A 24,487-nucleotide genomic window follows, 5' to 3' on the forward strand; every position below is an offset into this window, starting at 1 on the left:
CTCAATGACAGTGAGTCCCCAGAGTGATAAATCAGTGCCCCCGCATTCTTTTCATTATTCCTTACTTTGGCCGCTGGCCATTCTGGATGCCTTTTTTCCTCGAAAGCTGTCGGCGCAACGCGGACATTGACTGGCTGCTATTCAGCGATTGCCCAATGCCCAAAAACGTGCCGGACAACGTCAAGATTGAAAGCATCACGTTTGCCGATTATTGCGCATTGGTTTCGCAGCGCCTGAACATCAACTTTGCGCCTCAAGCGCCTTACAAGTTGTGTGACATAAAGCCGGCACTCGGGCATATCCATGCGGATCGCCTCGATGGCTATGATTTCTGGGCGTTTGGCGACCTGGACCTTATCTACGGCAACCTGCGCAATTACTTCACCGCCGAGCGATTGGCCCGCTATGACTTGTTTTCGACCCATGAGCGCCGGGTCGCCGGCCATTTGTGCCTGCTTCGCAATACCGCCAGAAAACGGCATGCGTTCATGCAGATCAAGGATTGGGAAGCGCGTTTCGCCTGTCAGGCGCATCATGCGCTGGATGAGGGCGCGTTCAGCCGTATTTTCCTGTGGCGCAAGAATTTCCCGAAACCGTTGTTCAACCTGGTGGGCAAGTTCAATCCCTGGCGTCGACGCAGTGAATTCACTGAGGCGTTCAGCACGCCGGGTGGCGTCATCAAGTGGCATGACGGCAGTGATCGCTTCCCTCATCAATGGTTCTGGAACAACGGTCGGCTGACCAATGACAGGGATGGCGAGCGGGAATTTCCGTATTTCCATTTTGTCTGTTGGAAGCGTAATCAGTGGCCGTTATTACCGTCGCCCAGCGACGAGTCCGTTGAGGCGCTGGCTGCGCAACCCTCTTGGGTTGTTGATGCCACAGGTTTCCATCGAGGAGAGTTATGAGTCGGCGTTTCAAGGTTCTGCAATTGCAGCCTGACTACAATGTTAAATCCCATGACTTTGCCGACCTTGCCGAGCAGATCGTCAAGGCATTGCCGGCAGACCGCTATGAGGTCACGGCAGCGTTCCTGCGTGGCCGTCCTGGGCCCGGCGCGCCGGTCAGTCGCGCGGGCACATCGGTCTACTTCGAGTTTTCCGACAAATCCCTCAAAGGCTTGAGGCTGCGCGCCATGTGGCAGCTGTACAAGTTCTGCCGCCGGGAAAAGTTCGACGTCGTGGTGTGCAACCGCTTTAAGCCGGTCAACATGATGTTGCAACTGAACCGCTGGTTGGAGATCCCGCTGTGTATCGGCATCTCCCACGGCTTCGGCGAGTATGACCGTCTCTACCGGCGCAAGCAGGCGCAGCGCTGGATCGACGAACACTGGCGTTTTGTCGGAGTGTCACCTGCGGTCAAACAGTACCTGCTGGACTGCCAGTGCGGCTTTACTGACAGCAATACCTACGCCATCACCAACGCCATCGACATCGAGCAGGCTGAAGCCCTGCAGCATTCGCGCGAACGTGCACGCGAGTTGCTCGGCATCGACCCTTCGGTACGTCTGATCGGCGCGCTGGGGCGCCTGGTGCCCGTCAAGGGCCACACCTATTTGTTGCAGGCGTTCGCCGCACTCAAAGACAAGTACCCCACAGCACAACTCGCCATCATTGGCGCGGGGCGCGAGGAATCCAACCTGGCCGCGCAAATCCAAAGCCTTGGTCTGGACGGGCGCGTGCATTTGTTGGGTTTCAAGGAGAATGCCCTGCAGTACGTGCGCGCTTTCGATATTTGGGCCATGCCGTCGCTGGCAGAAGGCCTGGGCCTGGCGCTGCTGGAGGGTATGAGCGGCCGCCTGCCGGTGATCGCTTCAAGCGTGCCGGCCATGCTGCCACTGATTGAGGGAGCGGGTGGCCTGGCGGTCGAACCGGCCAATGTCCCCGAACTGACCGGGGCGCTGGACACCTACCTGGCGCTGCCCGTTGAGGCGCTGGCGCAGAAGGGCGAACAGGCTTACAGGTACCTTCAGGCGCAGCACGACATTGAGGTCTTCCGTCAGGAATACCTGGAACTGATTGATGCCGGATTGGCTCAAGCACACGGGAACAGTGTATGAACCAGCCTCAGCCTTTGGTCACCGTGATCATCGCGTCTTACAACCATGCGCCCTACATTGAGAACAGCATCCTCAGCGTCCTGAACCAGACGTACCCCAACATCGAATTGCTGGTGATTGACGATGGTTCGACAGACGACAGCGTCGAGCGCATTCGCCGGTTGCAGGAACATCACACCTTCGATTTTCGCGTGCAGCAGAACCAAGGGCTGACCAACACGCTTAACGGTGCCATTGCACGGTCCCAGGGCCCGCTGATTGTGCCGTTCGGCTCCGATGACATTATGTTGCCCGAGCGCATTGCGACCCAGGTGGCCTATATGGACGGCAAGCCCGAGGTGGGGATTTGCGCGGGGAACATCGAACTGATCGATTCCCAGGGTGAGCTGTTTCCGGAAAAGCGCCAGCGTCGGGATGTGCCTTTCCGGCGCTTGGACTTCGACGACTTGTTCATGGAGCGCAAGCCTTATCCGCCTGCGCCCACGCTGATGATCCGCCGCGAAGCGCTGGAGAAGGTCGGCGGTTTCGACCCTGAAATCCGCCTGGAAGATTTGCTGATTGAATTGAAAATTACCCACGCCGGATATTTCATCGACGGTTTGAACGTGGTCATGGCGCGCTACCGCAAGCACGCCACCAACTCGTACAAGAATCACCGCTTCATGATCGACAATATCCTGCGTTCGTACGCGTTGTTCAGTGACCATCCGCAATACGACGAGGTGCGTTACAAGTTTCTCAGTTCCATGTTCCTCAAAACGTCCAATCGCAACCGCGCGTTGGCGAGGGAGCTGCTCGCGCAGATTCCGTTTCGGGCATGGAACAAGAAAACGTGGCGGGGCTTGATGCGGCTGTATTTTTCCCCGCTGGAAAAAGACTGACCGCGACTGCGTGCGCTCCTCTAGGGCATAGGTATCTACACAAATCGAGCTAGACGCTTAAACCCCAGTAGGCAGGGCTTTCGTGGCGAGCGGGCTTGTCGAATCGTCGCACCGCCCGCGTTGGGCTGCGAAGCAGCCCCAGTAAAGAAGAATACGGTGTGTCAGACACTTCGTAGTGGCTGTTTCTGGGGCTGCTACGCAGCCCAACGCGGGCGGTGCGACGATTCGACAAGCCCGCTCGCCACAGAGAGATTCGCCAGCCTCTAAAAGTTGTGTAGATACCTATGCCTCTAGGGGGCGCATCTTTCAAATGGCTCAGGCAGCAGGGCGAGCGAGTGACTGAACCTGCTCGCGGATTTTTGCCGTCGCTTGCGGCGACGCTACCGATGCATAGCCCTGGGCCAATTGTTCGAAGTGCGATTCGAACAGCCAGTTGCGGTCCTGCGGGTAGCGTTGCATATGGTTCAGGTTGCGCTGGCGCAGTGCATTGCGCAGAGAGGACGGGAAGATGCGCAGGTCGGCCACATCAATCAAGCCAAATTCGCCGTCATCCATCAGCAACACATTGCCCAAGTGCAGCGAACGGAAGTACACGCCGCGTTCATGCAGCAGTGCGACGAAGCGGCCGAAACGTTCTACCAGTGACTCGCGCAGGCTGCTGTCCAGGCTTTGCAGCGCCTGACGCAGGGTCAGGCCGGGCAGCGGTGTGTAGACGACAGCGCTGCTGCCATCGTGCATTTCATAGAGGTTGAGAATTTCCGGGGAAGGGATGCCCAGCGTGCGCAATTGCTCACTGTTGCTCGCGAACCGCTCGGAGTAAGGGTTGAAGCTGCCCGAGGTATACCAGCGGCGTGGGCGGAACACTTTGAGGAAACGGCCGTCTTCCAGGCGTAGCACTTTCGGGCCGAGGCCATCGGCTTCGATCACGTGAGCGTTGCGGCTCAGTTGATCAAACGCTTGCGGCTTGAGGCTCTGCACCGGCATGCGCAGCATGCTGCGGCGGCGTTGGGCGATGCTCAGGCCGGCCAGAATTGCCAACGGAATCCACAGCAGGAACCAATGCTCCTTGGGACGCGACAGAATGCCACCGCCTTCGGTGAGGCCGGCGCCGATGCCGTAGGCCAAGAGTGTCGATGCCAGGATGAACAGCGGTTTAGCCCGTTGCTCGAAGCCTTTGTACAGGCCCCAGCAGAGCATGAAGGCCCACGGGATAAAACCGATGATGCCGACGTAGTAGAGCACGCCGAGGGCAAAGCTGTGGGGCTCAACCAGCGACATCCCTTCCACCGACAGCAGCAGGTCGGAATTGAAACTGTGGCCGATCCATGGGTATTCAGCGATGCGTTGCATCGTCAAGCCCCACAACTGGAAGCGGAACGAACTGCCGCGTTCAGTGATCGCTTCGGGATAAAACACGAGAAGCGCTGCTGTCGCCACGATCAGGGTAGTCATGAGTAGCGCAGAGCGACGGTTACGGCTGACGAAGGTTATCCACAGCACGCCCATGGTCAGTGCAACCAAAGGGGTTCGGGAGCCGGTGGCGAGGACTGCGGCCGTCATCACCGCCAGCGCGGGCACGCTCAACCACAACACCTGCAGGCGCCGGCAGGTGATGCACACATACAGCCAGTAAACGCAGAAAAAGCCGAAGACGTGAGAGCTAAGCAGCGGGTTGTCGAGGGCGCCACGACCGCCGATCATGCGCATGCCAGGCTCGAAACCTTTGAAGAAAGCCGCCAGGTTGCACGCGCATACCACCAGTGCAATCACCGCAGCGCCGAAGAAAATCGGTTTGAACAGGTCGTTGCGGTAATGCAGCAGCAGCCCGCACCCGCCGAACAGCATGAAGGTGTGCAGCGGTCGTTTGAAAAGGTCGGAGTCGACATCGGGAGCATGGCTCCAGAACAGCGTGATCAGCGCCCAGATGCAAAATGCAGCGAATGCGAGCACCAGTGGTTCGCGCAGCAATTCTTTCAGCTCTCGAGGGCGCAAGCACAGCAGCAGCAGGGTCGGTGCACTGAAAAAGCCATAGTAAAACTTATGCAACGTATTGCGGTTGGTCACGATGAACAGCGCACTTAGCAGCAAAAATAAGCCAATGGGCAAAATCCACAGAACCAGGAAGTCGAAAACGCGATTTGAGCCATAGTGAAGACGCTTGGACTGCATACAGTAAAAGCCATTCCAGAATAGAGAAAGCCGACCATGTTAGAGTGGTGGCTATATGATGTCGCCAATTGGATCCAGCCGGGCTGAGGGTCATGCCGGGTGCAAGTACAACAGAGAAGCTGTGCTAAAGTCAGCATCCTTTTTCAAAACGCCGCGTGATATGACCGACTCTAGTCCGAGCGCAAGCCCTTCGAGCTTGAAAATATACTTCCGTCTGCTCACCTACGTTAAGCCCTATGCCGGCTTGTTTGCGCTGAGTATCATTGGATTTCTGATTTTCGCGTCGACCCAGCCCATGCTGGGGTACATTCTCAAGTACTTCGTCGACGGCCTGTCCAACCCCGAAGCGGTGCTGTTCCCAAGCGTACCGCTGCTGCGGGATCTGCAATTGTTGCAAGCCGTGCCGCTGTTGATCATCTTGATCGCCGCCTGGCAGGGTTTGGGTTCGTTTCTGGGCAACTACCTGTTGGCCAAGGTTTCGCTGGGCCTTGTCCACGACCTGCGTGTGCAGTTGTTCAACAACCTGCTGACATTGCCGAACCGCTACTTCGATAACCACAATTCCGGGCACTTGATTTCTCGCATCACCTTCAACGTGACCATGGTCACGGGTGCGGCGACCGATGCCATCAAGGTTGTGATTCGCGAAGGCATGACGGTGATCTTCCTGTTCGCCTCGCTGCTGTTCATGAACTGGCGCCTGACGCTGGTGATGGTCGCCATCCTGCCGTTGATTGCCGTGATGGTCAGAACCGCCAGCAAGAAATTCCGCAAGCAGAGCAAGAAGATTCAGGTGGCCATGGGCGACGTGACCCACGTCGCCTCTGAAACCATCCAGGGCTACCGCGTAGTGCGCAGCTTTGGCGGTGAGATCTACGAGGAAAAGCGTTTCCTCAAGGCCAGCCTGAGCAACACCAACAAACAACTGAGCATGACCCGCACCGGGGCGATCTACACCCCGGCGCTGCAGTTGGTGATCTATACCGCCATGGCGGTGCTGATGTTCCTCGTGCTTTACCTTCGTGGCGACGCGTCGGCGGGTGACATGGTGGCTTACATCACGCTGGCGGGCCTGCTGCCCAAGCCGATCCGCCAATTGTCTGAAGTCAGCTCGACCATCCAGAAAGGTGTGGCCGGTGCCGAAAGTATTTTCGAACAGCTGGACGAAGAACAGGAAGTCGACGGCGGCACCGTCGAGCGCGACAAGGTCAGCGGCCGTCTGGACGTGCGCAATCTGAACTTCACGTACCCAGGCACCGAACGCCACGTGCTCAAGGACATCAGCTTCACCGCCGAACCTGGGCAGATGATCGCCCTCGTCGGCCGTTCCGGCAGTGGCAAGTCGACCCTGGCCAGCCTGATTCCGCGTTTCTATCACCACGAAAGCGGTGAAATCCTGCTCGATGGCGTAGAAATCGAAGACTACAAGCTGCTCAACCTGCGCAAGCACATTGCCCAGGTCACCCAGCACGTCACCCTGTTCAGCGACACCGTGACCAACAACATTGCCTACGGCGATTTGGCCGGTGCACCACGGGCAGACGTTGAGGCCGCGGCGGCAGATGCCTATGCCAAAGACTTCATCGACCAGTTGCCAAAAGGCTTCGACACACAGGTCGGCGAAAATGGCGTGCTGTTGTCCGGCGGTCAACGTCAGCGTCTGGCAATCGCCCGGGCCTTGCTCAAGAACGCGCCGCTGCTGATTCTCGACGAGGCCACCTCGGCGCTCGATACCGAGTCCGAACGGCACATTCAGGCCGCCCTGGACAAAGTCATGCAGGGCCGCACGACTCTGGTGATCGCGCACCGCTTATCCACCATCGAGAAAGCCGACCTGATTCTGGTGATGGATGACGGCCGCATCGTTGAACGCGGCACCCACGGCGAGTTGTTGGCACAGAACGGCTATTACGCCCGCCTGCATGCCATGGGCCTGGATGCACCCCTGCCGGCCGACATCACCTGAATCTCTGTGGGAGCGGGCTTTTGTGGCGAGGGAGCTTGCTCCCGCCGGGACGCGAAGCGGCCCTGAAAATGGGCCTGCTGCGCAGTCCAGCGGGAGCAAGCTCCCTCGCCACACCATCTTCTGTCACGCCCGCGACAAGCCTCCTGTAACCCTGTGCTAATATCGCGCCCCTGTTCATTTTGTATGTGGGTTGCTCCATGAAGTTGTCCATGCCGCGATTCGATCAAGCCCCTGTCTTGGTGGTCGGCGATGTCATGCTCGACCGTTACTGGCATGGCGGTACCTCACGGATTTCCCCTGAGGCGCCGGTACCGGTAGTCAAGGTCGAGCAAATCGAAGACCGCCCAGGCGGCGCTGCCAACGTTGCCCTCAATATTGCCGCCCTCGGCGCCCCGGCCTCCCTGGTGGGTGTGACCGGCGACGACGAAGCCGCCGACAGCCTGGCCAACAGCCTGCGCGGTGCTGGCGTGCGCGCGCTGTTTCAGCGCATTGCCCATCAGCCGACCACGGTCAAGTTGCGGGTCATGAGCCGTCACCAGCAATTGCTGCGTATCGATTTCGAAGAACCCTTCGCCACCGACGCCCTGGCCCTCAGCGGCCAGGTTGATTCGTTGCTCGAAGGCATCAAGGTGCTGGTGCTGTCGGATTACGGCAAAGGCGCCCTGAAGAATCACCAGGAACTGATCAAGGCCGCCAAGGCCCGAGGCATTCCCGTACTGGCCGATCCCAAGGGCAAGGACTTCTCGATTTATCGGGGCGCCAGCCTGATCACGCCAAACCTCAGCGAGTTTGAAGCCATCGTCGGCGGTTGCGCAGATGAGCACGAGCTGGTGACCAAGGGCGCGACGCTGATGGCCGACCTCGACCTCGGCGCCTTGCTGGTCACCCGTGGCGAACACGGCATGACCCTGCTGCGCCCGGGCCACCCGGCGATGCACCTGCCGGCGCGCGCCCGTGAAGTGTTCGACGTCACTGGCGCCGGTGATACCGTTATTTCCACCCTGGCCGCCTCCATCGCGGCCGGTGAGGAATTGCCCCACGCCGTGGCCCTGGCCAATCTGGCGGCGGGCATTGTGGTGGGCAAATTGGGTACCGCTGCTATCAGCGCTCCCGAGTTGCGCCGTGCGATTCAGCGCTCCGAAGGCTCGGAACGTGGCGTGCTGACTATCGAACAATTGCTGCTGGCGATTGACGATGCGCGCGCCCACAACGAAAGCATTGTGTTCACCAACGGCTGCTTCGACATCCTCCACGCCGGTCACGTGACCTACCTGGAACAGGCGCGCGCCCAGGGCGATCGTTTGATCGTCGCGGTCAACGATGACGCGTCGGTCAGCCGCCTGAAAGGCCCGGGCCGTCCAATCAACAGTGTCGATCGGCGCATGGCCGTTTTGGCCGGCTTGGGCGCCGTGGACTGGGTGATCAGCTTCTCTGAAGGTACCCCGGAAAACCTGCTGGCCCAGGTCAAGCCGGACGTGCTGGTCAAGGGCGGCGATTATTCCGTCGACCAGGTAGTGGGGGCCGATATCGTCAGTGCCTACGGCGGCACGGTCAAAGTGTTGGGCCTGGTTGAGAACAGCTCGACCACGGCCATTGTCGAGAAGATTCGCAACAATGAGTGACGCTGAGCAGTGGATTCTGATCACCGGCGGCGCTGGGTTTATCGGCTCGCACCTGGTCGATGCGTTGCTCGCCAAGGGCTATGCCGTGCGGGTGCTGGATGACCTGTCCACCGGCAAACGCAGCAATCTGCCGTTGGACAACCCGCGCGTCGAACTGATTGAAGGCGATGTGGCCGATGCCGAACGGGTGGCGCACGCCGCCATCGGCGCGACGGCGGTGGTGCACCTGGCCGCCGTGGCGTCGGTGCAAGCCTCGGTCGATGACCCGGTCAGCACACACCAGAGCAATTTCGTCGGCACCTTGAATGTCTGCGAGGCCATGCGCAAAGCCGGTGTGAAGCGCGTGGTATTTGCCTCCAGCGCGGCGGTGTATGGCAACAATGGCGAAGGTGCTTCGATCGACGAAGAGACCACCAAGGCGCCGTTGACGCCGTATGCATCGGACAAGCTGGCCGGCGAGCACTACTTCGACTTCTACCGCCGCCAGCATGGCCTGGAGCCGGTGATCTTTCGCTTCTTCAATATCTTCGGGCCGCGTCAGGATCCGTCATCGCCGTATTCCGGCGTGATCAGCATCTTCAGCGAGCGCGTGCAGCAAGGCGTGCCGATTACCGTGTTCGGCGACGGCGAGCAAACCCGCGATTTCATGTACGTGGAAGATCTGGTGGATTTGCTGGTGCAAGCCATCGAGGTACCGGATGCGCCGGTGGGTGCGATCAATGTCGGCTGGAACCGCACCACAACGCTCAAGCAGGTGTTGCAGGCGCTCGAAGAGGTAGTGGGCGCATTGCCGGCGATCACTTACGGGCCTGCGCGGTTGGGGGATATCCGGCATTCGCGGGCGAATAACCAGCGGCTTTTGGCCAGTTTCACGCTGCCTGAGCCGACGCCGCTGAAGGTCGGCCTGGAGCGCCTGCTCAACGGCTGAACGCAATCAAATGTGGGAGCGGGCTTGCTCGCGAATGCGGTGTATCAGTTACAGATGTACTGACTGACACGACGCATTCGCGAGCAAGCCCGCTCCCACATTTGATCTACTTCGTCTGTGAGTTCAGTGGCTGGCTTTTTTCTTCGGCACAATCTTGCGCAGCATCTGCTTTGCCTTACCCGTCAAGCGCTTGAGCTTCGACTCTTTTTCAGGCTGTGCCAAGCCTTGCTGACGCAACCAATCCTTCCAGCGAATCCGCTCGTCCCGCACCAGCCAGCCTTCCTGCAACGCGAAGCTTTCCGCCAGGTATAAACCGCGGGTGCTGGCCGGGATGAGCTGGTCTTTCTTGACGGTGTACAACTCGGCAATCGGTTGCCCGTCTTTCAACGGCATCAGGTACAAGTCCGGCCGCTGGCGGTCAAGGCGCGCCACCAGTTGGTCGCCTTCCAGCCGTTCATCCACATGGAACAGGCTGAGGGACTTGGCTTCCTTCGGCACCTCCAGTCGCAAGTCGTAAATCAACTGCAACGACGCCGTGGGCAAGTGCACATAGGCGCGTGGGCGTTCGATAAGTTGGGTGGTCGCGCAGCGCACCGGGCGCGCGGCGCCAGACAGCGGGCTCAAGCGAAAAGGCAGGGCCTCGCGGTAATGCAGGGCGGCGGAGTAGGGCGCCGGCAGCCAGGTGTCATTGAAGCGCCCGCCGAGCCAGCCTTCGGGCGTCTCCAGCAAACATTCTTCGGCAATTTCCTGGATGGCGGTATGCAGCGGCAGGTTCAGTTCATGGGCAGGGACGTAGCCGGAAATCAGCTTGAGCACCACGTCGCCACGGTCCTGGCGGCGTTGACGTACCAGCACCCAGTAATCCTTGTTTTGCCAATGCAGGGTCAGGCGTACCGACACACCGAGGTTGGCCAACTCCACAGCAAAACGCTCGGGGTTTGCTACCTCCACCGGCTTGCGCCGTTGCAGGGTCTGGGCGAAGTTGAGCGGCATGCCCACGCTCTGGTAACTCAGGCCTTCGGGTGTGGCTTCGACGTGCAGCGGCAGTGTTTTGAAGTTGCTCGGGTTTTTTCTTATGAGCGTTCGCGGCATGTCGGCTCCTTCTTGCGACGGTGTCGGCCGCGTGGGCGGCATCAGAGTTGACGAATGACTTGGGCAGCGGTCGCCACGTTATGGGCCAGGTGCAGCGGATTAATGGTCCCGACAATAGCACTGGCGACGCCCGTTTGCGCAAACAACAACATGAAACTGGCACGAATTGGATCCATTCCCGGCTCCAGGCACACGTGGCCGCTGGCCAGCGCCTTTTTCACCAGGATGCCTTTGCCATGGGCCGCCGCGTAATCAATCACGGCTTTCTCGCTCTGTTCGTTCAAATTGTAGGTGACCATCGCGCAATCGCCCCTTTCCAGAGCCTTCACGCCGCCTTCAACGGTTTTGCCGGAGAAGCCGAAACCGCGAATCTTGCCTTCTTTTTTCAACGCTTCCAGGGTCTCGTAGACTTTGCAGTCGTTGAGGATGTGAAGGTCATTTCCATCGGAATGCACCAGCACCAGGTCGATGAAATCCGTTTCAAGGCGTTTCAAGCTGCGCTCAATCGACATCCGCGTATGGGCCGCGCTGAAATCGTGATGGGACACGCCCGCTTCGAACTCCTCACCGACCTTGCTGACAATCACCCAGTCCTTGCGCTGGTCACGCAGCAGCGGGCCAAGGCGCTCCTCGCTGCGGCCATAAGCAGGTGCGGTGTCGATCAGGTTGATGCCCAGTTGTCGGGCCTGGCGCAATAACATCCGCGCTTCGTCATCATCGGGAATCTGGAAACCATTGGGGTATTTCACCCCTTGGTCGCGGCCCAGCTTGACTGTGCCCAGGCCCAGTGGCGAGACCAGCAGGCCAGTGTTGCCCAGCGGGCGATGCAAGTCGTGCAGGGTTGGCAGGCTCATGGCAACAGTTGCTCCCAGGCAGGTAGGCCGAGGGCCGGTTTCGGCAAGTCAGGCAGGGCGTCTGTGGCGCTTGGGCGGATGCCGTCGCGCTCTAGGGCGTTGAGCACGCGGTCTGCGAAGTCCGGCGCGAGGGCCAACTTGGTCGGCCAGCCGACGAGCAGGCGGCCTTGATCGGCGAGAAAGGCATTGTCCGGGCGGGTCAGGCCCGATTGCAGCGGCTCGGCGCGGTCGACGCGCAGGGTGGCCCACTGGGTCTGGCTCATGTCGATCCACGGCAGCAGTTGCGCCAGCTCTTTTTGCGCGGTGGCGATCTGTTCTTCAGGTGTGCGCGCCACGCCATCCGCCTCGGCAATGTCGCCGCCCATGTACCACACCCAATTGCCATCGGCGGCCGGGTGGGTAGTGATTGTGATGCGCGGTTTGGTGCCGCCGCCCAGGCAGTGGGCGTACAGCGGTTTGAGGCCCGGGCCTTTGGCGATGATCATGTGCAGCGGGCGTTTCTGCATGGCCGGCTTGCTGAGGCCCAGGGCGCTGAGCAAATCCGCCGTGCCGCCGCCTGCGCTCAAGACGATGCGCTGGGCGCGGATCTCGCGACCGTCCACCTTCAAGCCCACCAGCGTGTCGCCGTCCAGCAGCGGTTCGATGTGTTGCCCGGCGAGCAAGCCGTCTCCGGCCAATTGCGCCAGGCGTGCGACCAGGCTCGGGACGTCGACCACCAGTTCCGCGAGGCGATAGACCTTGCCCTTGAAGCGGCGGTCTTGCAGGGCCGGGGGCAACTCGTCGCCCTTGACCTGATCGACACGCCCGCGCACGGCCTTGCTGGCGAAGAAGCTGGTGAGGTTGCCGGCGAGTGTGCCGGGGGACCACAGGTAATGCGCTTCGGACAGCAAGCGCACGCCGGACAGGTCCAGCTCGCCATTGCCCGCCAGCGCTTCACGCCAGCGGCGCGGCATGTCGGCAATCGCTTCGGAGGCGCCGGTGAGGGCGCCGTGCAGGGCGTATTTCGCACCGCCGTGAATAATCCCCTGGGACTTCACGCTTTGCCCGCCGCCGAGTGTGGCGCTTTCCACCACCACCGTGGAAAACCCCTGGCCGCGCAGGCGCGCATTCAACCAGAGGCCGGCAACCCCGGCGCCGACAATCAGAACGTCGGTGGAAATAACGGATGGCATCGGCGACCTCAGTGTTCAAGACAAGAGGCGCAGTATACAGGCTGTTGAGGCGGGGTCAGTGCCCGGCGGTTTTGGAGAACAGCTGAATCACCACCACGCCCAGCACAATCAGGCCCATGCCCATGATTGCCGGCACATCAAGCTTTTGCCCGTAAATAAACAGCGCCGCGACGCTGACCATCACAATCCCCATCCCCGCCCACACGGCGTAGGCCACGCCCACCGGCACGGTGCGCACCACCAGGGTGAGCATCCAAAACGCCACGCCGTAGCCGACGATCACCAGCAGCAGCGGGATGGGCGTACTCCAGCCTTTGATGGCCTTCATGGAAACGGTGGCAATCACTTCCGAGCAAATGGCGATGGCCAGATAAACGTAGGCAGCATTCATGGAGGTGTCCTCGGTGTGCAGCGTATTTGAATAAGGTCGTCATTCTAACGCTTCAGCAGATGGGATAAAGTCATTACCTATCCGAAATCAAGATGGGTTGAGCCATGAGCGTGCAGTGGAACCTCGAACAGATGCGCTTGTTCGTCAGCGTCGCTGAACAGCGTTCGTTTTCGGCGGTGGCGCGCGACCAGCGCAAGGCGCAATCGGCGGTGAGCAACGGCATTGCGCTGCTGGAGGCGGATTTGGGCCTGAGCCTGTTCGAACGCAGCAGTGGCCGCCAGCCGACCCTGACTGAAGCCGGCAGCGTGTTGCTGGAAGAAGCACGCGAAGTGTTGCGCCAGTGCGAGCGGCTCAATGGCCGCGCGTTGTCGCTGACGCGCGGCGAAGAAGCCTGCCTGCGGCTGGCCCAGGACGAAGCCATGCTGTTCCAGCCGGTGCTCGACAGCCTTGAGGCATTGGCCGGGCGATACCCGCATCTGGAAGTGCAGTTGTCCAGTGCCGCCCAGGGCGATGTGGCGCGCAAGCTGTTGGAGCGCAAGGCGGACCTGGGCCTGTTGTTTTATCACGACCAAATCCCCGAAGCCCTTGAACGGCGAGTGGTGGGCAGCGTGGAAATGGTCACGGTGTGCGGCGTGAATCACCCGCTGGCAAAGGACACGTATGTCACGTGCCAGCGCCTGGCGCAGTTTCGACAATTGCTGATGTCGACCCAAACCAGCGTCTACCCCGGCAGTGAAGCCGCCAGCCCGCTGGTGTGGCGCGCCGACAGTTTCTACGTGTTGGCCGAATGGCTGATGAGTGGGCTGGGCTGGGCCTGGCTGCCCCGGCATATCGTGCAGTACCCGACCTATCAACAGCAGATGGTCGAACTGCACAGCGAATGGACCCCGCCGGCGCTGGTGGTGGAATTGGTCTGGCGCCGGGATGAGCACCTCGGGCCTGCTGCGCGTTTCCTGGCCGAACGATTTGCCGAGTGCTTGCAGGCGATCGACTGAAAAAGCCGATAAACTCCGCCGCCATGAATAGAACTCTCTACAGCTGTCTGTTTTACCTGGCGCTGCCGTTGGTGGCTTTACGTCTGTGGCTGCGCGCGCGCAAGGCGCCGGCCTACGCCAAGCGCGTCGGCGAACGGTTTTCCTATGGCGTGCCGGTGATGCAGCCGGGCGGGATTTGGGTGCATGCGGTGTCGGTCGGCGAAAGCATTGCCGCCGCGCCGATGATTCGCGGCCTGATGGAACGTCATCCCACGTTGCCGATTACCGTCACCTGCATGACGCCCACGGGTTCCGAGCGTATTCAGGCGCTGTTCGCCAATGAACCGCGCATTCAGCACTGCTATTTGCCGTATGACGTGCCGTGCGCGGCCAAGCGGTTTCTTGATCGGGTGCAGCCGAAACTGGCGGTGATCATGGAAACCGAGCTGTGGCCCAACCATATTCACGCCTGCGCTCAACGCGGGATTCCGGTTGCGTTGGCCAATGCTCGATTGTCGGCGCGTTCGGCCAAGGGTTACGGACGTTTCGCCAAGCTGACCGCGCCGATGCTCGCTGAAATGAGCCTGTTTGCCGTGCAGACGCACACCGAAGCGCAGCGTTATCTAAGCCTGGGCGCGCGCCCGGAAACGGTTGAGGTCACTGGCTCGATTAAATTCGACCTGACCATCGACCCACAACTGCCGGTGCGCGCCGCCGCCCTGCGCGAGCAATGGGGCGCCAGCGAGCGCCCGGTGTGGATTGCCGCCAGTACCCATGAAGGTGAGGACGAAGTGGTTCTCGCGGCTCATCGCCAATTGCTTGCCAGCTATCCGAATGCGTTGTTGATTCTGGTGCCGCGTCATCAGGAACGCTTCGGCCCGATGTTCGAGCTGTGCACGCAACGCGGCTTTGCCACGGTGCGCCGCTCCAGCGGTGAGCCGGTGACTGCGCAAACTTCGGTGTTGCTGGGTGACACCATGGGCGAGTTGCTGTTTCTGTATGCGTTGGCTGACAGCGCTTTCGTCGGCGGCAGCCTTGTTGCCACTGGCGGCCACAACCCGCTGGAACCAGCGGCGCTTGGCAAGCCGGTGATCATGGGGCCGCACGTATTCAACTTCCTCGACATCACCGCGATGATGCGCGAAGCCGGGGCGTTGCGAGCCGTGGATGATGCCGAAGGGTTGGCGGAGGCTGTGCGGCAATTGTTCGAACTGCCGCAGGACGCGCGCAAGATGGCTGCAGCAGGATTGAAAGTGATGCAGGCCAACCAGGGCGCGCTCAAGCGCTTGCTCGATGGCTTGGACAGACTGCTGAATCACTGAATCAACGCGGAGCAAAATGTGGGAGCTGGCTTGCCTGCGATAGCATCACCTCGGTGTACTTGAAGTACCGAGGTGCCTGCATCGCAGGCAAGCCAGCTCCCACACAAGCCCGCTCCCACATTAGTTGTGTGGTGTATTCAAGAACCGGGGCGGGCCTTGAGCTGTTCGGCGGCAGCCTTGGCCAAATCCGGCGGCAGGAAGTCTTTGTCCGGGTTGTAGTCGGCCTTGAGATAACGCGCCAAGTCCTGCAAATCCCCCGGGTTCAACGTGCCTGCCGCTTGCTTCAAACGCAGGTTGTCGAGGATGTAGTCATAGCGGCTGTTGTTGTAGTTGCGCACCGACGCGTAGAGCTGGCGTTGCGAATCCAGCACATCAACGATATTGCGCGTGCCCACCTGATAACCGATTTCCGTGGCTTCCACCGCGCTCTGGTTGGAGATGATCGACTGGCGGCGCGCCTGCACCTGTTCCACGTCGGTGTTCACCGCGCGGTGCAGGTTGCGTGTGTTTTCCACCACCTGACGGCGCAAGCCTTCGCGCTGCTGCTCGCTCTGGTCCAGGCGTGAATAGGATTCACGCACTTGCGAGCTGGTCAGGCCGCCGCTGTAGATCGGGATGTTCAGGCGCAGGCCGATGGTGCGTTGGGACACATCGCCACCGTACGGCACCGGCAGTTGGTTCGGGTTGCTGAAGCCGAGCGCGTCGTTGTCGCCTTTTTCGTATTGCGCCACGGCATCAAGGGTCGGCAAGTGGCCGGCCTTGCGCTGCCGCAGGGTTTCTTCGGCGGCGGTGACGGCGTAGTTGCTGGCGAGCAGGTTGAGGTTCTGACGACCGGCGGTTTCAACCCAGGCCTTGGCGTCGTTCGGTGACGGCGGCAACACCGGCAACGTGTGCACGATGCCTTGAATCGAGTTGTACTGGCGGTTGGTCAGGGTGATCAGCGCTTCGAAGGCGTCATCGACCTGGCGCTGCGCAACGATGCGGTTGGCGCGCGCAGTGTCATAGCTGGCCTGGGATTGCAGTACGTCGGTCTTGTCGGACAGGCCCACGTCGAAGCGTTCGTTGGACTGGTCGAGTTGACGCTTGAACGCGTTTTCTTCGGCCCTGGTGGAGGCCAGGTTGTCCTGGGCGCGCAGCACGGCGAAGTAATTTTCGGCGCTTTGCAGGATCAGGTTCTGTTCGGTGGCCGAGAGTTGCAGCGAGGCTTGCTCGTTGACGGCCTCGGCGGCTTGCAGCTGGAACCAGCGGTCGGCGCGAAACAGCGGCTGGCTCAGGGTTGCACGCCAGGAGTGGGCGTCACGGTCGACGGTGGCGGCCGGTTGGTCGATCTGGGTGCGCACATTATTGCTGTCGGCACCGGCTGACAGGTTCGGCAGCAAACCGGCGCGGGCCTGGGGCACCACTTCTTTCTGTGCGCCATATTGGGCACGGGCAGCGGCCAGGTCGGCGTTGTTGCTGGCCGCTTCCTGATAGACGCTGACCAGATCGGTTTGAGCGGACAAGGGCGCTTCAGCTGCCCAGACCATTCCGTTGGTCGCACAAGACACGGCGAGAGCCAGTGAGAGTTTGCGCAGCATGTGGCGATCCCTAGATTCAATATTACGGCTATAATTTAGCGCCCAAGGCTAAGGCTGGCCGTTACCGGCGTCAAGCGTTGAGGCAACGCCCGAGTGTAGTTGCGCGATCACGCCACAACAATCTGCAATCACGCCATTCATCACGCTGAATGCACCGCCATTGGCAATTTGCCCATGCCATGGTCTAGACTGGCCGCGTTCTTGTCGGGGTGCCTTGTTGGAAGGCTGAGATCGGTAAATACCGGATCCCGTTGAACCTGATCAGGTTAGCGCCTGCGTAGGGAACAAGATTTCTCGTCACCCGGCGAGTCCTCTTGTGCTTCGTCCGGGATGCTGTTCGACAATCGAACAGCCCTCGTGCATTGCACAGCACTGGTTTCAGTGCGTCCATCCGTCCCAGGTTCGCTCCGACAAAAATCCACCGCCTGGATAGTTGGAGAGCCTGAGATGAGCACAGAAATAAAAAGTACAAAACAAAAAAATACCGTGCACCTGAGTGAATCGGCCAAGGTCGACTCTGGCTCCGTGCAGCCGTTTACCCGCTCGCAAAAAATCTACGTACAAGGCACTCGCCCGGACATCCTTGTGCCGATGCGCGAAGTCAGCCTGGACGTAACCCCCACCGATTTCGGCGGTGAAATCAACGCGCCCGTGGTGGTCTACGACACCTCCGGCCCGTATACCGACCCCAACGTGATCATCGATGTGCGCAAAGGCCTGGGCGATGTGCGCTCGCCGTGGATCGAGGTGCGTGGCGACACTGAGCGCCTGCAGGGCTTGAGCTCGCACTTTGGCCAACAGCGCCTGAGCGATGCCGAGCTGACCGCCCTGCGTTTCGCCCACGTGAAAAACCCGCGCCGCGCCAAAGCCGGGGCCAACGTCACGCAGATGCACTACGCGCGCAAGGGCATCATCACTGCCGAGATGGAATACGTCGCCATCCGCGAAAACATGAAGCTCGAAGAAGCCCGCGCCACCGGCCTGCTCGACCAGCAGCACGCCGGCCACAGTTTCGGCGCCAGTGTGCCGAAAATCATTACGCCCGAATTTGTACGCGAGGAAATCGCCCGTGGCCGCGCGATCATCCCGGCCAACATCAACCATACCGAACTGGAACCGATGATCATCGGCCGTAACTTCCTGGTGAAGATCAACGGCAACATCGGCAACAGCGCCCTGGGTTCTTCCATTGAAGAAGAAGTGGCGAAACTGACCTGGGGCATCCGCTGGGGTTCGGACACCGTGATGGACTTGTCCACCGGCAAGCACATCCACGAAACCCGCGAGTGGATCATCCGCAACTCGCCGGTGCCGATCGGTACCGTACCGATTTACCAGGCCCTGGAAAAAGTCGGCGGCGCCGCCGAAGACCTGACCTGGGAGCTGTTCCGCGACACCCTGATTGAACAGGCCGAGCAGGGCGTCGATTACTTCACCATCCACGCAGGCGTCCTGCTGCGCTACGTGCCACTGACCGCCAAGCGCGTCACCGGTATCGTCTCCCGTGGCGGTTCGATCATGGCCAAGTGGTGCCTGGCGCACCACAAAGAGAACTTCACCTACACGCATTTCGACGAAATCTGCGAAATCATGAAGGCCTACGACGTCAGCTTCTCCTTAGGCGATGGCCTGCGCCCAGGCTCGATTGCCGACGCCAACGACGCCGCGCAATTCGGCGAGCTGGAAACCCTCGGCGAGCTGACCAAGACCGCCTGGAAGCATGACGTGCAAACCATGATCGAAGGCCCCGGCCACGTGCCGATGCAGTTGATCAAGGAGAACATGGACAAGCAGCTGGAATGCTGCGATGAGGCGCCGTTCTACACCCTCGGCCCGCTGACCACCGACATTGCGCCGGGCTACGACCACATCACGTCGGGCATCGGTGCGGCGATGATCGGCTGGTTCGGTTGCGCCATGCTCTGCTACGTCACACCGAAGGAACACTTGGGCTTGCCGAACAAGGATGACGTGAAGACCGGCATCATCACCTACAAGATCGCGGCGCATGCGGCTGACCTTGCCAAGGGCCATCCCGGCGCGCAGATCCGCGACAACGCCTTGAGCAAGGCGCGCTTTGAATTCCGTTGGGAAGACCAGTTCAACCTTGGCCTGGACCCGGACACGGCGCGTTCGTACCACGACGAAACCCTGCCGAAAGATTCGGCCAAGGTCGCGCATTTCTGCTCGATGTGCGGGCCGAAGTTCTGCTCGATGAAGATTACTCAGGAAGTGCGTGAGTACGCGGCCAACCAGCGCATTGAAGCGGTGGATGTGGACGTGGCCAAGGGTTTGGCGGAGCAGGCGGAGCGGTTCAAGCAGGAAGGCAGTCAGCTCTACAAAAAGGTCTGATCCCTAGGCGGCGGTGACTGTGCCGCCGCCATCGCGGGCAAGCCCGGCTCCCACACTGGAATGCATTCCAAATGTGGGAGCCGGGCTTGCCCGCGATAGCGATCTTGCAAACAACAAAGTGCCCCTCAGAGATAACACCCTTGAGCATTCAACCGAGTACCTACTCACCTGACATAGCCGTGCCGAGCGACAAACGCGTGTTCGGCGCCCGCGACCTGTTCTCCCTGTGGTTCTCCCTCGGCATCGGCCTGATGGTCCTGCAAACCGGTGCACTCCTCGCGCCGGGCCTGGGCTTGTCCGGCTCGTTGCTGGCGATTTTCCTCGGCACGCTGGTGGGCGTGTTGCTGCTGGCCGCCGTCGGCGTGATCGGCAGCGACACCGGCCTGTCGGCCATGGCCGCGCTCAAACTCAGCCTCGGCGCCAAAGGCGCGAGCCTGCCCGCATTGCTGAACCTGCTGCAGCTGATCGGCTGGGGTTCGTTCGAAATCATCATCATGCGCGACGCCGCGAGCCTGCTCGGCACCCGTGCGTTCAGCGAAGGCAGCCTGTTGGCCAGCCCATTGCTGTGGACGCTGTTTTTTGGTGGGCTGGCGACGTTACTGGCCGTCAGCGGCCCGCTGACGTTCGTTCGGCAAATCCTGCGTAAATGGGGTATCTGGCTGCTGCTTGCCGCCTGCCTGTGGCTGACCTGGAACCTGTTTGTCAAAGCCGACCTTGCCGCGCTGTGGGCCAAATCCGGTGACGGTTCGATGCCGTTTGCGGTGGGGTTTGATATCGCCATCGCCATGCCGCTGTCGTGGCTGCCGCTGATTGCCGATTACTCACGCTTTGGCAAACGTGCGAAAAGCGTATTTGGCGGCACTGCGCTGGGTTTCTTTATCGGTAATTTCTGGCTGATGAGCCTGGGCGTGGCCTACACCCTGGCGTTTGCGCCCAGCGGTGAAGTGAACGCGCTGTTGCTCGCACTGGCCAGTGCTGGCCTGGGTATTCCGCTGTTGCTGATCTTGCTGGACGAGTCGGAAAACGCCTTCGCCGATATTCACTCGGCGGCGGTTTCCAGCGGGATGCTGTTGCGCTTGAAGGTCGAGCATCTGGCCTTGGCCATCGGTGTGGTCTGCACCTTGATTGCCTGCTTTGCACCGTTGGCGCAGTACCAGAACTTCCTGCTGCTGATCGGCTCGGTGTTCGCGCCGCTGTTCGGCGTGGTGCTGGTGGATCACTTCATCCTGCGCCGCCGTGGCCAGGGTTCAGTGGCCAACCTGCATTGGCCGGCGTTGGTGGCGTGGCTGGGCGGCATCGCTGCCTATCACTTGCTGGCCAACCTCTATCCAGATGTTGGCGCGACCCTGCCGGCGCTGGTGCTGGCAGGGCTGTTGCAGCTGATTCTGGGCCGTGCGTTTAGCGGCGCGCGGGCATCAGTTCAGGCTTGAGTACACCGGTGAGGCGCGCATAGGGGATGGTCATTTCGATCAGCCCCAATGCATAAGGGGCGATAGTCGCCACGTTGTACTTGAGTACCACGCCGGCGCTTGTCAGGGCCACGTTCGGGGTTTTCTGGAACGGCCAGTTCTTCACAAACTCCGGGTCTCGGTCCATCTGCGAGTTGATCAGCCAGCTGTTGTGGGCGACTTTCGCAGTGTTCCAGAACGCCTGTTCCTGGCCCGGCAACAGCATGTCGGTCAGGCTCAGCTCTTTGTGCAGCAGGCGCGAATAGTTGATGAAACCACGGCCAGGCTCGCCATGTACGGCGCCGGTGTCCAGGTAACTCGACACTTCAATGATCACCAGTCCGTCATGCTGCTCGCGTACCTTGGCTTGCAAGTACATGCTGTTGCGGTCCGGCGATTCGCGCAAAAACTTGTCGCGGTAGGCATTCAGGGTCGGCGGCAGGCTGGCGCCCGGCGTGGAGCGGGTCATTTGCAGCAGGCGCTGTTCCACAATGCTGTCGAGCTGCGGCTCGCTTGGGAAATGCACGGTGTCGATGTTCACCAGTGGGCAGGCAGGGCTGTCGCAGCCTGGCTTGATCTGTTCCGAGGCGTCTTGCTTGGTGTCCAGCGGCTTGAGATGGCTGGGCTGAAACAGGCTCTGGCAAGCCCCCAGGGTCAAGGCGATACAAGCCACGGAGGCGATTTTCAAAAGCGACATGGGTGTCCTTCACAAATCGATGGAAAGCGAAAAGAGTGGACCTTCGACTACCGACAACGCAGTCAGTTCGCCACTAGGCTAATTAGAGTGAGTTTGACGCCCGCCGTCTATCCCGGCAACTGTAAAGGGGCTGCACCGAGGGGCGTGAGCGCGTTAGGATGGCGCCAACTGCACGGGCATAACGAGGATTGATATGACGGACATTGCCAAATCGACGCCGAACAAAATTGAAATCGTTCAGCGCGACAATGCCTACAAAGGCTTCTACAAGCTTGATCGCGTACAGCTGCGTCACGAGAAATTCGACGGCGGCATGAGCCGGGTGATCAACCGCGAAGTCTTTGTTCGTCATGACGCCGTGTGTGTGCTGCCCTACGACCCGCAGCGCGATGAAGTGGTGCTGATCGAGCAATTCCGTGTGGGCGCCATGGGCCGTACCGACAACCCGTGGCTGGTGGAAATGGTGGCCGGCCTGATCGACAAGGACGAAGAACCTGAGGAGGTTGCACACCGCGAAGCCGAGGAGGAAGCTGGGCTGACGTTCTCCGCGTTGTGGCCGATCACTAAATACTTCCCGTCGCCCGGCGGCAGCACCGAATTCGTCCACTTGTACCTGGGCCGTTGCGACAGCTCCGGCGCCGGTGGCGTGCATGGACTGGAAGAAGAAGCAGAAGATATCCGCGTTACCCCTTGGGCTTTCGAAGATGCCCTGCAAGCGGTGCGTGACGGCAAAATTTCCAATGCAGCGAGCATTATCGCCCTGCAATGGCTTGCGCTTAATCGCGCGGAAGTGAGGGGGTTATGGCAGTAAAGGCACGGGAACGTTATCGAGTCGACCTGATCGGCCTGCAAGCCGCCTGCGAGGCCAACTATGCGCGGCTGATGCGTTTGCTTCCCGATATGCGCCACGCCCCCGAGGCGCGGCGCATTGCCGTCACCCACGGCGACCAGATGCTTGGCGTGCTGACCCTTGAAGTCATCGTCAACTGCCCATACACCACCACATTGCGCGTGCGCCAGGAACACAGCCTGCCGTGGCTGCCGGTGCCGCAGCTGGAAGTGCAGGTGTATCACGACGCACGCATGGCCGAAGTGATCAGCGCCGAACATGCGCGCCGCTTTCGCAGCATCTACCCCTACCCGAACGTGTTCATGCACCAGCCCGATGAGAAAGCACAGCTCAATGTGTTCCTCGGTGAGTGGCTAAGCCATTGCCTTGCCTTGGGCCACGAGTTTGAAGTGGTGCGGTAGATGTGAACTGCATCTGCTTCCTTAGGTTTCCTCTTGTGTCCTGCCCCAGCATAATCACGCCTACTGTCTATTTTCTGTGATTGCCTGGGAGAGCGCCTTGTCGAGCGTATCCACCGTGAACCCTGATGCGCCGGTATTGCTGGTGCAACTGTCCGATAGCCACTTGTTTGCCGAGGCTGACAGCACACTGCTGGGCATGAATACCCGTGAAAGCCTGCAGCGGGTGATCGAACGGGTGCAAGCGCAGCAGCCGCGGATTGACTTGATGCTAGCGACGGGGGACTTGTCCCAGGACGGCACGCTTGAGTCGTATCAACAGTTTCGCGATATGACGCAGGTGATTACCGCCCCGGCGCGCTGGATCCCCGGTAACCACGACGAGCCGCAGATCATGGCGCATGCCGCCGTGCACAGCGATTTACTCGAACCTGTGGTCGATATTGGCAACTGGCGTGTCACCTTGCTTGACTCTGCGGTGCCCGGCTCCGTGCCTGGTTATCTGCAGGATCAACAGCTGCAATTGCTCGCCCAGGCCTTGAGCGAAGCACCGGATCGGCATCATCTGGTGTGTTTTCACCATCACCCGGTGCCAATTGGTTGTGCATGGATGGAGCCTATCGGGTTGCGTAACCCGGAGGCCTTATTTGCGGTGCTCGACCGGTTTCCGCAAGTCAGAGCGGTGCTATGGGGGCACGTGCATCAGGAGATTGACCTGGAGCGCAACGGCGTGCGGCTGTTGGCCTCGCCTTCTACCTGTATTCAGTTTGCGCCGGGCAGTGAGGACTTCAAGGTCAGCGAGCAGGCGCCGGGATATCGGTGGTTAAGGTTGCATGCCGACGGACGGTTGGAGACTGGGGTGGAGCGGGTTCAAGGCTTCGAATTTACAATCGACTACGGCAGCAACGGCTATTAGCCGCTGTAAACACTGATCAAAAATGTGGGAGCTGGCTTGCCTGCGATAGCGGTGTGTCAGTCACCCATTTATGGGCAGGCACACAGCTATCGCAGGCAAGCCAGCTCCCACAGGGTTCTTCTGTGTCCTTTGGATTGAGGTCATCACACAGGCTCTCGATCCCTGTAAACTGCGCCTCTTTGGCTGAAGCACGGAGGACCCGGAATGTCCGCATCCATTCTGTATATCCACGGTTTCAACAGCGCCCCCGTCTCAAACAAGGCGAGCCAGTTGATCACCGTGATGGGCACCCTCGGCCTATCCGACCAATTGCGCGTGCCGGCCCTGCATCACCATCCGCGTCAGGCCATTCCCCAGTTGGAGGAGGCCATTGCGCAGCTCGGTCGGCCGCTGCTGGTCGGAAGCTCACTCGGCGGCTACTATGCAACCCATCTTGCCGAACGCCATGGCCTCAAGGCGCTGCTGGTCAACCCGGCGGTCAGCCCTCACCGGATGTTCGACGGTTACCTGGGCACCCAGAAGAACCTCTACACCGGCGAAACCTGGGAACTGACCCACGACCACGTCACGGCGCTGGCCGAGCTGGAGGTCCCGGCGCCCCAGGACGCAGCGCGTTACCAAGTGTGGTTGCAGACCGGCGATGAAACACTGGATTATCGCCTCGCCCAGCAGTATTACCGGGCCTGTGCCTTGCGCATCCAGGCCGGCGGCGACCATGGTTACCAAGGGTTCGCCCGGCAGTTACCCGCGCTGTTGAGTTTTGCCGGTATTGGCCCGGATCAGTATCAATCCTTCGATTTTTCTTCACTGTAGAAAAAT

21 protein-coding genes and 1 riboswitch are annotated in these 24,487 nt (G+C 60.4%); of the genes, 14 read left to right on the forward strand and 7 right to left on the reverse strand.

Annotated features, from left to right (window positions below; genetic code table 11):
* Positions 1–23: 23 nt before the first annotated feature.
* The 3 genes from Q7C20_RS18950 to Q7C20_RS18960 are packed head-to-tail and all read left to right on the forward strand — an operon-like array spanning position 24 to position 2,940.
* A complete protein-coding gene (locus Q7C20_RS18950) occupies positions 24–908 on the forward strand; it encodes a DUF6625 family protein (protein WP_375069443.1) in 885 nt (294 codons plus the stop codon).
* Entirely contained in the window at positions 905–2,059 is a 1,155-nt protein-coding gene (locus Q7C20_RS18955) for a glycosyltransferase (protein WP_375069444.1), read from the forward strand. The genes Q7C20_RS18950 and Q7C20_RS18955 overlap by 4 nt, the downstream gene beginning before the upstream one ends.
* A complete protein-coding gene (locus tag Q7C20_RS18960) occupies positions 2,056–2,940 on the forward strand; it encodes a glycosyltransferase (RefSeq protein ID WP_375069445.1) in 885 nt (294 codons plus the stop codon). Before Q7C20_RS18955 ends, Q7C20_RS18960 begins: the two co-directional genes overlap by 4 nt.
* 315 nt (positions 2,941–3,255) lie before the next feature.
* Here Q7C20_RS18960 and Q7C20_RS18965 read toward each other — a convergent pair whose 3' ends face one another.
* Positions 3,256–5,109 carry an O-antigen ligase family protein gene (locus tag Q7C20_RS18965; protein ID WP_348061973.1) on the reverse strand — a complete coding sequence of 618 codons (1,854 nt, stop codon included), beginning with the start codon at positions 5,107–5,109 and terminating at the stop codon, positions 3,256–3,258.
* Between the two features lie 160 nt (positions 5,110–5,269).
* Here Q7C20_RS18965 and msbA point away from each other — a divergent pair, with 160 nt between their 5' ends.
* From msbA to Q7C20_RS18980, 3 genes are all read left to right on the forward strand, one after another.
* Positions 5,270–7,075, forward strand: coding sequence for a lipid A export permease/ATP-binding protein MsbA (msbA, locus tag Q7C20_RS18970; RefSeq protein ID WP_375069446.1), 1,806 nt, complete (start codon positions 5,270–5,272; stop codon positions 7,073–7,075).
* 197 nt (positions 7,076–7,272) lie between these two features.
* Positions 7,273–8,697, forward strand: coding sequence for a bifunctional D-glycero-beta-D-manno-heptose-7-phosphate kinase/D-glycero-beta-D-manno-heptose 1-phosphate adenylyltransferase HldE (hldE, locus tag Q7C20_RS18975; RefSeq protein WP_375069448.1), 1,425 nt, complete (start codon positions 7,273–7,275; stop codon positions 8,695–8,697).
* On the forward strand, positions 8,690–9,625 hold the full coding sequence (locus tag Q7C20_RS18980; RefSeq protein ID WP_375069450.1) for an NAD-dependent epimerase/dehydratase family protein: 936 nt from the start codon (positions 8,690–8,692) through the stop codon (positions 9,623–9,625). The genes hldE and Q7C20_RS18980 overlap by 8 nt, the downstream gene beginning before the upstream one ends.
* A 123-nt stretch (positions 9,626–9,748) precedes the next feature.
* Here the strand turns inward: Q7C20_RS18980 and Q7C20_RS18985 are convergent, their stop codons facing one another.
* From Q7C20_RS18985 to Q7C20_RS19000, 4 genes are read right to left on the reverse strand one after another with little or no spacing between them, the layout of a single operon-like run.
* The gene (locus tag Q7C20_RS18985; RefSeq protein ID WP_348061977.1) at positions 9,749–10,717 is read right to left on the reverse strand and encodes a metal ABC transporter ATPase; all 969 of its coding nucleotides are present in this window, start codon (positions 10,715–10,717) and stop codon (positions 9,749–9,751) included.
* Positions 10,718–10,758: 41 nt separating this feature from the next.
* Positions 10,759–11,571, reverse strand: a complete 813-nt coding sequence (locus Q7C20_RS18990; protein WP_375069452.1) for an aldo/keto reductase — start codon at positions 11,569–11,571, stop codon at positions 10,759–10,761.
* Positions 11,568–12,743: an NAD(P)/FAD-dependent oxidoreductase gene (locus Q7C20_RS18995; RefSeq protein WP_375069453.1), complete on the reverse strand. Its 1,176-nt coding sequence runs from the start codon at positions 12,741–12,743 to the stop codon at positions 11,568–11,570. Before Q7C20_RS18995 ends, Q7C20_RS18990 begins: the two co-directional genes overlap by 4 nt.
* A gap of 55 nt (positions 12,744–12,798) precedes the next feature.
* Positions 12,799–13,134 carry a multidrug efflux SMR transporter gene (locus Q7C20_RS19000; RefSeq protein ID WP_348062405.1) on the reverse strand — a complete coding sequence of 112 codons (336 nt, stop codon included), beginning with the start codon at positions 13,132–13,134 and terminating at the stop codon, positions 12,799–12,801.
* 104 nt (positions 13,135–13,238) lie between these two features.
* Between Q7C20_RS19000 and Q7C20_RS19005 the strand changes: the two genes are divergently transcribed.
* Both Q7C20_RS19005 and waaA read left to right on the forward strand, forming a co-directional pair.
* The gene (locus tag Q7C20_RS19005) at positions 13,239–14,129 is read left to right on the forward strand and encodes a LysR family transcriptional regulator (RefSeq protein WP_375069454.1); all 891 of its coding nucleotides are present in this window, start codon (positions 13,239–13,241) and stop codon (positions 14,127–14,129) included.
* A gap of 23 nt (positions 14,130–14,152) precedes the next feature.
* Positions 14,153–15,430, forward strand: a complete 1,278-nt coding sequence (gene waaA, locus Q7C20_RS19010; RefSeq protein WP_375069455.1) for a lipid IV(A) 3-deoxy-D-manno-octulosonic acid transferase — start codon at positions 14,153–14,155, stop codon at positions 15,428–15,430.
* A gap of 137 nt (positions 15,431–15,567) precedes the next feature.
* Here waaA and Q7C20_RS19015 read toward each other — a convergent pair whose 3' ends face one another.
* Positions 15,568–17,007 (reverse strand): TolC family outer membrane protein, encoded by a 1,440-nt coding sequence (locus Q7C20_RS19015; protein ID WP_375069456.1) that lies wholly within the window; start codon positions 17,005–17,007, stop codon positions 15,568–15,570.
* Between the two features lie 195 nt (positions 17,008–17,202).
* Positions 17,203–17,308: riboswitch (TPP riboswitch) on the forward strand.
* A gap of 146 nt (positions 17,309–17,454) precedes the next feature.
* Between Q7C20_RS19015 and thiC the strand changes: the two genes are divergently transcribed.
* Complete coding sequence (gene thiC, locus Q7C20_RS19020) at positions 17,455–19,359, forward strand: phosphomethylpyrimidine synthase ThiC (RefSeq protein WP_375069458.1); 1,905 nt, start codon at positions 17,455–17,457, stop codon at positions 19,357–19,359.
* 140 nt (positions 19,360–19,499) lie between these two features.
* On the forward strand, positions 19,500–20,789 hold the full coding sequence (cytX, locus tag Q7C20_RS19025; protein ID WP_375069459.1) for a putative hydroxymethylpyrimidine transporter CytX: 1,290 nt from the start codon (positions 19,500–19,502) through the stop codon (positions 20,787–20,789).
* On the opposite strand, the gene Q7C20_RS19030 is transcribed toward cytX, so the two are convergent.
* The gene (locus Q7C20_RS19030; protein WP_375069460.1) at positions 20,758–21,504 is read right to left on the reverse strand and encodes an RsiV family protein; all 747 of its coding nucleotides are present in this window, start codon (positions 21,502–21,504) and stop codon (positions 20,758–20,760) included. The two genes, cytX and Q7C20_RS19030, sit on opposite strands and share 32 nt — an antisense overlap.
* Before the next feature lie 193 nt (positions 21,505–21,697).
* On the opposite strand from Q7C20_RS19030, the gene Q7C20_RS19035 reads away from it, so the two are divergent.
* From Q7C20_RS19035 to Q7C20_RS19050, 4 genes are all read left to right on the forward strand, one after another.
* Positions 21,698–22,315 carry an NUDIX domain-containing protein gene (locus Q7C20_RS19035; protein WP_348056884.1) on the forward strand — a complete coding sequence of 206 codons (618 nt, stop codon included), beginning with the start codon at positions 21,698–21,700 and terminating at the stop codon, positions 22,313–22,315.
* Positions 22,306–22,755 (forward strand): DUF1249 domain-containing protein, encoded by a 450-nt coding sequence (locus Q7C20_RS19040; protein ID WP_017138485.1) that lies wholly within the window; start codon positions 22,306–22,308, stop codon positions 22,753–22,755. Before Q7C20_RS19035 ends, Q7C20_RS19040 begins: the two co-directional genes overlap by 10 nt.
* A 97-nt stretch (positions 22,756–22,852) precedes the next feature.
* Positions 22,853–23,668: a 3',5'-cyclic-AMP phosphodiesterase gene (gene cpdA, locus Q7C20_RS19045; protein WP_348056886.1), complete on the forward strand. Its 816-nt coding sequence runs from the start codon at positions 22,853–22,855 to the stop codon at positions 23,666–23,668.
* 204 nt (positions 23,669–23,872) lie between these two features.
* A complete protein-coding gene (locus tag Q7C20_RS19050) occupies positions 23,873–24,481 on the forward strand; it encodes a YqiA/YcfP family alpha/beta fold hydrolase (RefSeq protein WP_375069463.1) in 609 nt (202 codons plus the stop codon).
* The last annotated feature ends 6 nt before the right edge of the window (positions 24,482–24,487 follow it).

Origin of the sequence: Pseudomonas sp. AMR01, assembly GCF_041946035.1 — a bacterium.
GTDB lineage: Bacteria > Pseudomonadota > Gammaproteobacteria > Pseudomonadales > Pseudomonadaceae > Aquipseudomonas > Aquipseudomonas antarctica_B.